The organism is Micromonospora sp. D75 (assembly GCF_018070405.1).
Classification (GTDB): domain Bacteria; phylum Actinomycetota; class Actinomycetes; order Mycobacteriales; family Micromonosporaceae; genus Micromonospora; species Micromonospora chalcea.
Genome location: NZ_JAGPXV010000159.1, coordinates 1 through 10,172, shown reverse-complemented (window position 1 = coordinate 10,172; position 10,172 = coordinate 1). Strand labels below are relative to the sequence as shown.

Below are 10,172 nucleotides of genomic sequence, written 5' to 3'. Positions count from 1 at the left end.
GTTCCCCCGGGGGTAGGGACGTGCCGATCAACGCACGGAACGAAGGGACGGTACCGGAGCGACGCATCGCCGCGCCAGCGTCGTACGGTGGGAATTCCCATCGATTCGACAGACGGCAGGGGCGGGATGGTCACCCATCCCGCCCCTGCCGCGGTGCGTTATGTGAACGGCCCTCATGGGCCGATGGAGGACGACGGTCCCCGACGGACGCCGCCAGCGTAATGGCGTCGCCGGCTTGCCGGGCGGTGCTCACCCGGGTCGCCGCCGACCTGTTACCTGCCTGCTCGCGGCCCGGATCGGTGGTGTCGCGCGGGCAGGCTAGCCGCCGGTGATCACGCAGGTGAAGACCCCTGGCGGAAGCTTCACCGGAAACGGGCGGAGCTCCGGCCGCACGACGGGAGCCGACCGGCCGAACGGGGGAACGAGGTCAGTTGACCTCGACCAGCGGCAGCGACTTCCCGGCCCCGCCGCCGGGCAGAGCGATTGACGAGAAGTGCGAGACCACGCGGTCGTCGCTCGGGTCGTCGGCGGGCGTGTGGTGCACCGCGAGCCGGTTGTAGAGCGTGTCCCGCTGGGCGGGGATCCGGTCGGCCGACCGGATCATGCCGATCAGCTCGTGCAGGTTGGAGCGGTGCCGGGCCCCGGCGGAGGAGATGACGTTCTCCTCCAACATGATCGAGCCGAGGTCGTCCACGCCCATGTGCAGCGCGAGCTGCCCGACGTCCTTACCGGTGGTCAGCCAGGACGCCTGCAGGTGCGGCACCGTCTCGAAGAACAGCCGGGCCACCGCGACCAGCCGCAGGTATTCCAGCGTGGTCGCCTGGGTGCGGCCCTTCAGGTGGTTGTTCTCCGGCTGGTACGTCCACGGGATGAAGGCCCGGAAGCCGCCGGTGCGGTCCTGCACGTCGCGGATCATCCGCAGGTGCTCGATGCGCTCGGCGTTGGTCTCGCCGGTGCCCATCATCATGGTGGCGGTCGACTCCAGGCCCTGCCGGTGGGCCAGCTCCATGACCTCCAGCCAGCGGGCGCCGGACTCCTTCAGCGGCGCGATCGCCTTGCGCGGCCGGTCCGGCAGCATCTCGGCGCCGGCGCCGGCGATCGAGTCCAGGCCGGCGGCCTTGATCCGGGCGATGGCCTCGTCCAGGCTCACGCCGGAGACCTTCGCCATGTGCAGGATCTCGCTCGGGCCGATCGAGTGGATCGCGAGCTGCGGGTACGCCTTCTTGACCGAGGAGAACAGCTCCTCGTAGTACTCCACGCCGTAGTCCGGGTGGTGGCCGCCCTGGAGCATGACCTGGGTGGCGCCCAACTCGACCGCCTCGCCGCAGCGGCGCAGGATCTCCTCGGTCGGGTGGGTCCAGCCCTCCTTGTGCTTGGGGGCCCGGTAGAACGCGCAGAACTTGCACGCCGTCACGCAGACGTTCGTGTAGTTGATGTTGCGGTCGATCAGGTACGTGACGATGTTGTCCGGGTAGCGGCGCCGCCGTACCGCGTCGGCCGCCTCGCCCAGCGCGTGGAAGGGCGCGTCGGTGTAGAGCAGCAGCGCCTCCTCGGGCGTGATGCGCCCGCCGTCCGCGCCGCGTTGCAGGATGTCGTCGATCTCCCGGTTCGCCGTCACACTCCCGAGCGTACGTCGCGGGCCCGACGGCGGGAAACGCCACTCCTCACCCGGTGACGAGAGACCCACCCGGTCAGGGCATCCCCGGACTGGCCACCGGCAGCCCGATCGCCCTGGCCGCCTCCAGCAGCCGCTTGTCGTACGTGACGAACGCGACGAACTCGGCCGCCGCCTGCCGGGCCAGGACCTCGGCGGTGGCGAGGTGGACGGCGTCCAGGCTGCGCAGCATCGGCTCCGGATACGCGCCCGCCGTCGCACGGACCGTGGCGTCGATCTCGACCCGGTAGAGACGTCCCAGCACCGAGGGGACACCCACCAGCGCCTGTGGAGCGGCACGACGCAACGCCCGCGGCACCTCCACCTCGACGAGAGCCGACGACACCAGCGCGGTGCCGGCGCGCTCGTTCAGCCAGCCGAGCAGATCCGGCGTCTCCGCCTCCCGCCGCAGCATCTTGATGACCGCCGCCGAGTCGAGGTAGATCACCAACGCTCCTCGTCGCGTGCCTCGACCAGCGCGGCCGCGGCGTCCACCGTGGGATCCCCGAGCACCGGCGGCATCGGGACCGGGCCGGTCGTGGTCGGGGCCGTGGCCCGGCCCTCGGCCACCAACCGGCCGAGAAGCGCGTCGCCGGCCAGCACCGGGACCAGGCGGGCGATCGGCTCACCCCGATCGGTCACCTCGACCGTCTCACCGGCGCGCACCCGCGCCAGCACCCGGCTGGTGTGCTGGTTCAGCTCCCGGACGGCGATCTGCTCCATCAGGCAAGTGTAGAACGTAACGTTCTACCCGTCACGGATGGTGGTCGACCCGAAGCGCCACCGCGGGAAGCGGAGCGCTGGCGTCGCCCGTCTACGCTCTCGGCGTGTCAGTCGTATCGCCCCCGCCCACCCCCGTACGCGTGGCCGGCGCCCGCTCCGCCCTCTGGTCCCTCACGATGACCGCCGTGCTCGTCGGCTTCGGCCTCGCCGTGATCGTCGTGACCGCGGCGGTCGGCCACCTCACCGTGGGACTCCCGATCGCGGTGCCGATCTCCGTCGGCCTGGTCGGCTGCCTCGCCTTCGCGGTCGGCCTGCGCCTGCTGCACCGGGGCTGGTGGCTGACCCTCCTGTCGGTGCTGCCGGCCCTGTTCGTGCTGGTGGGCGCCGTCCAGCTCGCCCCCGAGTCGGTGCTCCGGGAGCGCGGCGTCGCCCAGCAGGTGACCATCACCGACGTGCAGACGGCCGGCAAGCGGCACGAGTTCACCCTCCAGGGCGACGCCGGCCGGCTGGACGAGCCGCTGGTCTACCGGGGCAGTTCCCCCGGCTACCGGGTGGGCCAGCGGCTGACTGTGCTCGTCGACCCGCGTGGTGAGGTGGAACTGACCGACGCGCGGGACGTGGACCCGGACGGAAAGCGGGGCATGCTCGTGTTCGGCGCGGCGGGATGGACCCTGTTCGCGCTCGTCGGCGGGTGGCGCGGCCACGTCAGCCGGGCCCGTGGCCGCGCCGCCACGGCACCGCCCGTGGTGATCTGAGCGGCGGCGCCGCTAGGCGTCGTAGTCGACGGTCAGCTCGTCGGTGACCGGGCTCGACTGACAGGTCAGTACGTAACCGGCGGCCACCTCGTCGGGCTCCAGCGCGTAGTTGCGCGCCATCGTCACCTCGCCGGACGTCACCTTGGCCCGGCAGGTCGAGCACACCCCGCCCTTGCAGGCGTACGGCAGCTCGCCGCGCACCCGCAGCGCCGCGTCCAGCACCCGCTCGTCCCGGCCCATCGTGAAACTGGACGAGCGCCCGTCCAGCACGATCGTCACGTCGGTGCCCGCGCCGGGCCGCTCGACCTCACGCCGGACCGGCTCCGGCGGGGCGTCGACGTGGAACAGCTCGGTGTGCACCGCCGCGTCCGGCACGCCGCGGCCGGCCAGCACCGCCTTGGCGTCCACCACCATCCCGTACGGGCCGCAGAGGAACCACTCCTCGATCTCGTCCCCCGGTACGACGGTGTCGAGCAGCCGGGTCAGCCGCTCGGCGTCGATCCGCCCCGACAGCAGCGCCGACTCGCCCATCTCCCGGGACAGCACGTGCACCAGGTGCAGCCGGGTCGGATAGCGGTCCTTCAGGTCCGCCAGCTCCTCGGCGAACATCACCGAGTTCGCCGTGCGGTTGCCGTACACCAGCGTGAACGTGCTGCGCGGCTCGGTCGCCAGCGCGGTCGCGGCCAGGCCGAGGACCGGGGTGATGCCGGAACCGGCGACCACCGCGCCGTACCGGCGGGCCCGGTCCGGGGTGAACGCGGAGGTGAAGTGGCCCAGCGGCGGCAGCACCTCGACGGTGTCGCCGCCACGCAGCGCGCCGCAGGCGTACGCGGAGAACGCCCCGCCCGGCACCTCACGCACCCCGACCCGCAACCGGCCGTGCCGGGCCAGCTCGTCGGGGGTAGAGCAGATCGAGTACGACCGCCGCACCTCCCCGCCGTCGGCGTCGGCCGGGCGGCGGACGGTGAGGTGCTGCCCGGCGGAGAACGCGAACGTCTCGCGCAGCTCCTCCGGCACCGCGAACGTGATCGACACCGAGTCGTCGGTGAGCCGGTCCACGGCGGCCACGGGCAGCGGGTGGAAGACCGGCCGGCGGCGAACCGGCCGCGTGATGGTGACAGTCACAGCGCCTTCAGGTGGTCGAAGGGTTCGGAACAGGAGCGGCAGCGCCACAGCGCCTTGCACGCGGTCGAGCCGAAACGGCTGATCTGGGTGGTCTCCGGCGACCCGCAGCGCGGGCAGCGTACGGCCAGCGTCAGCGGCACCACCGTGTCGTCGCCGCGCGGCGCGGGCGGGGCGATGCCGGCGGCGGCGAGCTTGGCCCGGCCGGCGTCGGAGATCCAGTCGGTGCTCCACGCCGGGTGGTAGACAGTGCGGACCTCGGCGTCCGGATGCCCGGCGGCGGCCAGCGCCCGGCGGATGTCCGCCCGGATCACGTCCATGGCCGGGCAGCCGGTGTAGGTGGGGGTGATGGTGACGACGACCCGGCCGGTGCCGGGCTCCTCGTCGACGGCGCGCAGGATGCCCAGCTCGTCGATGGTGATGACCCGGATCTCCGGGTCCACCACCGCCGCCGCGGCGTTCCTCGCGCTTGTCACCAGCTCGCTCCGGGGTGGGCGCGGTGCAGCACCTGCATCTCGGCGAGCAGGTACGAGAGGTGCTCGGTGTGCAGGCCGTCCCGGCCACCACCGGGCGTCCAGCCCGTCTCCGGGCGGGTGAGCGTCGCCTCGTCCAGCACGGCGGACACGGTGGCGTCGAAGTCGGCCCGAAGGGTGGACGGGTCGACCGGCGCCGCCGGATCCGGGTTGAACAGCTCGTGGACGTACGGCCACACCTCGTCGACCGCGTCCTGCATGCGTCGGTGCGACTCCTCCGTGCCGTCGCCGAGCCGCTTCACCCACAGCGCCGCGTGGTCCAGGTGGTACGCCGACTCCTTGCGCGCCTTCGCGCCGACCGCCGCGAGCCGTTCGTCCGCGCAGCCGGCCAGCGCCGTGTAGAGCGGCACCTGGTACGCGGCCAGGAAGAACAGCTTCGCCATGGTCACGCCGAAGTCGCCGTTGGGCAGCTCGACCAGCAGGCAGTTGCGGAACTCGCGGTCGTCGCGCAGGTAGGCCAGGTCGTCCTCGTCGCGGCCGGCGCCCTCCAGCTCGCCCGCGTACGTGAGCAGCAGCCGCGCCGCGCCGAGCTGGTCGAGGGCGATGTTCGCGAGCGCGATGTCCTCTTCCATCTCCGGCGCGCGGGAGGTCCACTCGCCGAGGCGCTGCGCCGCGATGAGCGCGTCGTCGCCGATGGCGAGCGTGAAGTCGAACCGGCTCATAGGTGCGCCGCCCCTTCGGGGACCTCGTAGAAGGTGGGGTGCCGGTAGACCTTGTCGGCGGCCGGGTCGAAGAACGAGTCCTTCTCGTCCGGGCTGGACGCGGTGATCGCGCTCGCCGGCACCACCCAGATGGATACGCCCTCCTGGCGGCGGGTGTAGAGGTCCCGGGCGTTGCGCAGGGCCAGCTCGGCGTCGGGGGCGTGCAGGCTGCCGACGTGGGTGTGCGACAGGCCACGGCGCGCCCGCACGAAGACCTCCCAGAGGGGAGAGGACGAGCCGCTCATGCCGTGCCCGCCGGGCATGCCCTCACGGCCCTCGCTGCGCTCGGTGCGTTCGCTCATGCTGGACTGACCGGGCATGCCCTCACGGCCCTCGCTGCGCTCGGTGCGTTCGCTCATGCCGCCACCGGCTCCTTTCGATCTGACCGCTTCGCGGCGTACGCCGCGGCGGCCTCCCGTACCCACGCGCCGTCGGCGTGTGCCTTGCGCCGGTGCGCCATGCGCTCCCTGTTGCACGGCCCGTTGCCCTTGATCACCCGCATCAGCTCGTCGTAGTCGGGCTGGGTGTAGTCGTACGCCTGCCGCTCGTCGTTCCAGCGCAGGTCCGGGTCGGGCAGGGTGAGGCCGAGCACCTCCGCCTGGCCGACGCACATGTCGACGAAGCGCTGGCGCAGCTCGTCGTTGGAGAAGCGCTTGATCTTCCAGGCCATCGACTGGGCGCTGTGCGTCGAGTCACCGTCCGGCGGGCCGAACATGGCAAGTGACGGGTACCACCAGCGGTCCACCGCGTCCTGAGCCATCGCCTTCTGCGCTTCGGTGCCGTGCGCCAGCGTGTGCAGGATCTCGTAGCCCTGCCGCTGGTGGAACGACTCCTCCTTGCAGACCCGGATCATCGCCCGGGCGTACGGGCCGTAGGAGCAGCGGCACAGCGGCACCTGGTTGACGATCGCCGCGCCGTCCACGAGCCAGCCGATCGCGCCGACGTCGGCCCAGGTCAGCGTCGGGTAGTTGAAGATCGAGCTGTACTTCTGCCGCCCGTCGAGCAGCAGGTCCACCAGCTCGTCGCGGCTGATGCCGAGCGTCTCGGCCGCCGCGTAGAGGTAGAGGCCGTGGCCGGCCTCGTCCTGCACCTTCGCCAGCAGGATCGCCTTGCGCTTGAGCGACGGCGCCCGGCTGATCCAGTTGCCCTCCGGCTGCATGCCGATGATCTCGGAGTGCGCGTGCTGCGCGATCTGCCGGATCAGCGTCCTGCGGTACGCCTCGGGCATCCAGTCGCGGGGCTCGATCTTCTGGTCCGCGTCGATGACGTCGGCGAAGTACGCCTCGACGTCCTCGTCCGGCGCCGGACCGCCGCGCCGCGCACGCGCCGCCGCTTCACGCAGCGCCGCCTCCGCGGCCTCCACTTCGCCGAGCAGGCCGCCGCCCGGAGCGTCCTCCGGCGGAGCGAAGTCATTGCCATACATGTAGCTAGTGTTACAGCTCGGCACGATTGACACCAGAGGGTGTAACAGCATTCGCGAGCCGCCTTCCACGACCGGACAAGCGCCTGCCGTCATCGCCAGCAATCGGAGAGTGACTGTGATGTCGATCACTCAATGAAGGTGAAACCCCCCAAGGCTGGCAAAGCACGTCAATAACCCGCCCTTCCCACCAAGTCGGCGGGTGTCGAGCCCTGGCATATCGACAGTCCGGAAGTAGACTTCCCCCGGCAAGCCGTTCGGCTCCAAGATCGTCACCGTTCAGGCCAACTTCCCCCGGCCTTGTGGCGACCGGAGCGAAACCTGCGGAAGCGCCGGTCCCCCCGGCCATACATCTGGAGTTCACCACTCATGCGACCTCGCGTGACCATGGTGCTCGCCATCGTGGCGGTCCTCGTCGGTGGCGTCATGCTGGTGCCCGCCGCGTACGCCAAGTTCGCCGGCGGCAGCGGCGAGGGCGGCATCGGCGGCGGTGGACAGGTCCCGGCGCCGAGCCCGACCGCCCCCGCACCGCCGACGCTCGCCGACGCGCCGGTCTCGGTGAAGTTCGAGGGCGAGTTCTTCTCCTGGGCACTGATGGACCGCGAGACGGGCACCGTCACCGGCGCGAAGAACATGAACCAGACCAGCTCCACCGAGTCGATGCTCAAGGCCTGGATCGTCGCGGACTACCTGCGCCAGCTCGGCGAGAAGGAGCCGAGCGACGACCTGAAGAAGGCGGCGATCCTGGCGATCCGGGACAGCGACGACGACGGCGCCAACCGGGTCTACCGGGCGGCCGGCGGCTCCTACAAGCCGCAGCCGGGCGGCAAGCCGGACCCGGTCATCGCGCGCGCGATCCGGATCTGCGGCCTGACCGACACCAGGCCCGGCGACGTGCCCGACTACGAGGGCTGGTGGAGCTTCACCGAGATGTCCCCCCGGGACGCCGTTCGCCTCGGCGACTGCATCGCCGACGGCCGCGCCGCCGGGCCCAAGTGGACGGAGTGGCTGCTCAGCGAAATGACCAAGGTGGCCGGCAGCGTCAAGCAGCAGGAGGAGCGCTCCGGCGGCGGCCGGTGGGGCATCATCGACGGCCTGCCCGCGACGATCAAGGCGCAGGGCCCGGTGCACATGAAGAACGGCTGGACGCGGCTCGCCTACGACGGCAACTGGCACGTCAGCTGCTTGGCGTTCACCGACAAGTGGAGTCTCTCGGTCATGATGCGCTACCCGGCCAGGGCCGGCCTGTCGTACGGCGCGAAGATGTGCGCCAGCGTCGCCACCCAGCTCGTGACGCCGCAGCCCGGCGCCGCGCTCAAGGTGCCGCAACAGCCGGCCGGGAAGCTCTGATGGCCGGCGCCCGGCGTCGACCCGGCAGCCATCGCCGCCCGCTGGCGTTCAGCGCCCTGGCAGTGGTTCTCCTCGGACTGCTCGGCCTCTCCCTGCGGGTGATCCCCGGCTCGCCGCTGGAGGCCACCGCAAGCTCGCACCCCGAGCCGACCAACGAGCGGTCCGCCCGGCAACCGGTCGACCGCAACGCGCCGCGCGTCGCCCCCTCACCGGCGCTCACCCCGCTGCCGTTCCAGGAGAAGAACCTGGACAGCCTGAAGATCAAGGGCTGGTACGCCTGGTCCGTGCTGGACAAGCGCACCGGAAAGATCATCGGCTCGGCGAACATGGACGAGACCAGCACTACCGCTTCGCTGATCAAGTCCTGGGTGGTGGCCGACTACCTGCGCCTGCGCGCCGAGGACGGCAGGACGCCGAGCGAGGCGAAGCTGGCCGACGCCACGAAGATCATTCGCGACAGCGACAACACCCGCGCCCAGGAGTTCTACGAGAGCGTGGGCGGTTCCGACTCGATCGAGCGGCTCATCTCGATCTGCAAGCTCACCGACACCGAGGTCGCCGACGACGGCGGCTGGAGCCGCACCGAGCTGTCCCCCCGGGACACCGCCCGGCTCGGGCTCTGCATCGACGACGGCCGCGCGGCGGGGCCGAAGTGGACCAAGTGGCTGCTCAACGAGATGCGCCAGGTACGCGCCCCCGGTGACTTCGGCATCCGCAAGGCGTTCCCGGCCGCCCAGCAGAAGAAGATCGCCATCAAGAACGGGTGGATCGACCGGGACAAGGAAAAGGAGTACCACGTCAACTGCCTCGCCATCGGCGACACGTGGACGATGGGCGTGATGGTCCGCAGCCCGTTCGGTGTCGAGGGCGGCTGGGAGTACGGCATGGACGCCTGCGAACGGATCACCAAGGCGCTGCTGCGCCCGGCGACCTGACCCGCCCGGCCGCCTACCGCGGGGTCGGCAGCCCGGCCGCACGCTCAGCCCTGGAAGAACTCCGGACCGTCGGCCGGCAGCGCCGGCACCTCCCCGTACGCGGCCGCCCGGCGGGCGAACTCGCGCAGCCCGGCCACCTGCCGCTCACCGAGCGAGAAGTCCAGCGCCCGGAAGTACGTGGCGAGCGTGTCCGCGTCGAACGTCTCCCAGCGGGCCGCCGCCTCCGCCACCTGGTCCAGCTCGGCCAGGCACAGGTCACGCGAGCGCAGGAACGCCTCGTGCACCTCCTTGACCAGGCCGGGGTGGGCGGCGGCGAAGTCACGGCGTACCGCCCAGACGGCGAAGACCATCGGCAGCCCGGTCCAGTCGTGCCACGCCTGACCCAGGTCGGTCACCTCGAGGCCCTTGGCGGGCGCCTCGTACAGCGCGCGCAGCGCCACGTCGCCGATCAGCACCCCGGCGTCGGCCTCCAGCAGCATCTGGGTCAGGTCCGGCGGGCAGCGGAAGTACTCCGGCCGCACCCCGTGCCGCTCGGCGAGCAGCAGCTGGGCCAGCAGCACCCCGGTACGCGAGGTGGAGCCGAGCGCGACCCGGGCGCCGTCCAGCTCACCCAGCGGGCGGGTGGACACCATGTTCACCGAGAGCACCGGCCCGTCGCTGCCGACCGCCAGGTCGGGCAGGAGCAGCAGGTCGTCGGCGTGCTTGAGGAACTCCACGAGCGTGATCGGGCCGATGTCGAGGTCACCGGCGACCAGGTCGGCGCTCAGCCGGTCCGGCGAGTCCTTGTGCAGGTCGACGTCGATGAGCGCGCCGGACCGCATCAGCCCCCAGTAGATGGGCAGGCAGTTGAGGAACTGGATGTGCCCCACCCGGGGGCGGGCGATGCGATCGGCCATGACCCGACCGTATCGCCGCGGCCTCTCCCCCGCCGCCGGGGGATCCGATGGAGTGGTGAACCCCGCACCCGGCGGTAAGGAAG

12 protein-coding genes are annotated in these 10,172 nt (G+C 71.6%); 3 read left to right on the top strand and 9 right to left on the bottom strand.

Going from position 1 to position 10,172, the window contains the following annotated elements:
- Positions 1–427 precede the first annotated feature (427 nt).
- From mqnC to KBX39_RS12485, 3 genes are all read right to left on the bottom strand, one after another.
- Positions 428–1,618, bottom strand: coding sequence for a cyclic dehypoxanthinyl futalosine synthase (gene mqnC, locus KBX39_RS12495; protein ID WP_030500766.1), 1,191 nt, complete (start codon positions 1,616–1,618; stop codon positions 428–430).
- Positions 1,619–1,691: 73 nt separating this feature from the next.
- Positions 1,692–2,102, bottom strand: a complete 411-nt coding sequence (locus tag KBX39_RS12490) for a type II toxin-antitoxin system VapC family toxin (protein WP_043327321.1) — start codon at positions 2,100–2,102, stop codon at positions 1,692–1,694.
- Positions 2,099–2,377, bottom strand: a complete 279-nt coding sequence (locus KBX39_RS12485) for a type II toxin-antitoxin system Phd/YefM family antitoxin (RefSeq protein WP_013283593.1) — start codon at positions 2,375–2,377, stop codon at positions 2,099–2,101. Before KBX39_RS12485 ends, KBX39_RS12490 begins: the two co-directional genes overlap by 4 nt.
- Before the next feature lie 104 nt (positions 2,378–2,481).
- On the opposite strand from KBX39_RS12485, the gene KBX39_RS12480 reads away from it, so the two are divergent.
- Positions 2,482–3,132 carry a hypothetical protein gene (locus KBX39_RS12480; protein ID WP_231915638.1) on the top strand — a complete coding sequence of 217 codons (651 nt, stop codon included), beginning with the start codon at positions 2,482–2,484 and terminating at the stop codon, positions 3,130–3,132.
- A gap of 12 nt (positions 3,133–3,144) precedes the next feature.
- Here the strand turns inward: KBX39_RS12480 and paaE are convergent, their stop codons facing one another.
- From paaE to paaA, 5 genes are all read right to left on the bottom strand, one after another.
- Positions 3,145–4,257, bottom strand: a complete 1,113-nt coding sequence (gene paaE / locus KBX39_RS12475; RefSeq protein ID WP_210870564.1) for a 1,2-phenylacetyl-CoA epoxidase subunit PaaE — start codon at positions 4,255–4,257, stop codon at positions 3,145–3,147.
- Positions 4,254–4,730, bottom strand: coding sequence for a 1,2-phenylacetyl-CoA epoxidase subunit PaaD (gene paaD / locus KBX39_RS12470; protein WP_064448428.1), 477 nt, complete (start codon positions 4,728–4,730; stop codon positions 4,254–4,256). The genes paaE and paaD overlap by 4 nt, the downstream gene beginning before the upstream one ends.
- On the bottom strand, positions 4,727–5,449 hold the full coding sequence (gene paaC, locus KBX39_RS12465; RefSeq protein ID WP_064448427.1) for a 1,2-phenylacetyl-CoA epoxidase subunit PaaC: 723 nt from the start codon (positions 5,447–5,449) through the stop codon (positions 4,727–4,729). Before paaC ends, paaD begins: the two co-directional genes overlap by 4 nt.
- A complete protein-coding gene (paaB, locus tag KBX39_RS12460; RefSeq protein ID WP_247660125.1) occupies positions 5,446–5,733 on the bottom strand; it encodes a 1,2-phenylacetyl-CoA epoxidase subunit PaaB in 288 nt (95 codons plus the stop codon). Before paaB ends, paaC begins: the two co-directional genes overlap by 4 nt.
- A gap of 110 nt (positions 5,734–5,843) precedes the next feature.
- Complete coding sequence (paaA, locus tag KBX39_RS12450; protein WP_064448425.1) at positions 5,844–6,911, bottom strand: 1,2-phenylacetyl-CoA epoxidase subunit PaaA; 1,068 nt, start codon at positions 6,909–6,911, stop codon at positions 5,844–5,846.
- 366 nt (positions 6,912–7,277) lie between these two features.
- On the opposite strand from paaA, the gene KBX39_RS12445 reads away from it, so the two are divergent.
- Positions 7,278–8,258: a hypothetical protein gene (locus KBX39_RS12445; protein ID WP_210870561.1), complete on the top strand. Its 981-nt coding sequence runs from the start codon at positions 7,278–7,280 to the stop codon at positions 8,256–8,258.
- Positions 8,258–9,193 (top strand): hypothetical protein, encoded by a 936-nt coding sequence (locus KBX39_RS12440; RefSeq protein WP_210870559.1) that lies wholly within the window; start codon positions 8,258–8,260, stop codon positions 9,191–9,193. Before KBX39_RS12445 ends, KBX39_RS12440 begins: the two co-directional genes overlap by 1 nt.
- 44 nt (positions 9,194–9,237) lie before the next feature.
- Here the strand turns inward: KBX39_RS12440 and KBX39_RS12435 are convergent, their stop codons facing one another.
- Complete coding sequence (locus KBX39_RS12435; RefSeq protein WP_030500756.1) at positions 9,238–10,089, bottom strand: menaquinone biosynthetic enzyme MqnA/MqnD family protein; 852 nt, start codon at positions 10,087–10,089, stop codon at positions 9,238–9,240.
- Positions 10,090–10,172: the final 83 nt, after the last annotated feature.

What these genes read in the sequence shown, in the direction of transcription:
- KBX39_RS12485 (WP_013283593.1), bottom strand. Translation starts at nt 2,377, where the DNA reads ATGGAGCAGATCGCCGTCCGGGAGCTGAACCAGCACACCAGCCGGGTG.
- paaC (WP_064448427.1), bottom strand. Translation starts at nt 5,449, where the DNA reads ATGAGCCGGTTCGACTTCACGCTCGCCATCGGCGACGACGCGCTCATC.
- paaB (WP_247660125.1), bottom strand. Translation starts at nt 5,733, where the DNA reads ATGAGCGGCTCGTCCTCTCCCCTCTGGGAGGTCTTCGTGCGGGCGCGC.
- paaA (WP_064448425.1), bottom strand. Translation starts at nt 6,911, where the DNA reads ATGTATGGCAATGACTTCGCTCCGCCGGAGGACGCTCCGGGCGGCGGC.
- KBX39_RS12445 (WP_210870561.1), top strand. Translation starts at nt 7,278, where the DNA reads ATGCGACCTCGCGTGACCATGGTGCTCGCCATCGTGGCGGTCCTCGTC.
- KBX39_RS12440 (WP_210870559.1), top strand. Translation starts at nt 8,258, where the DNA reads ATGGCCGGCGCCCGGCGTCGACCCGGCAGCCATCGCCGCCCGCTGGCG.
- KBX39_RS12435 (WP_030500756.1), bottom strand. Translation starts at nt 10,089, where the DNA reads ATGGCCGATCGCATCGCCCGCCCCCGGGTGGGGCACATCCAGTTCCTC.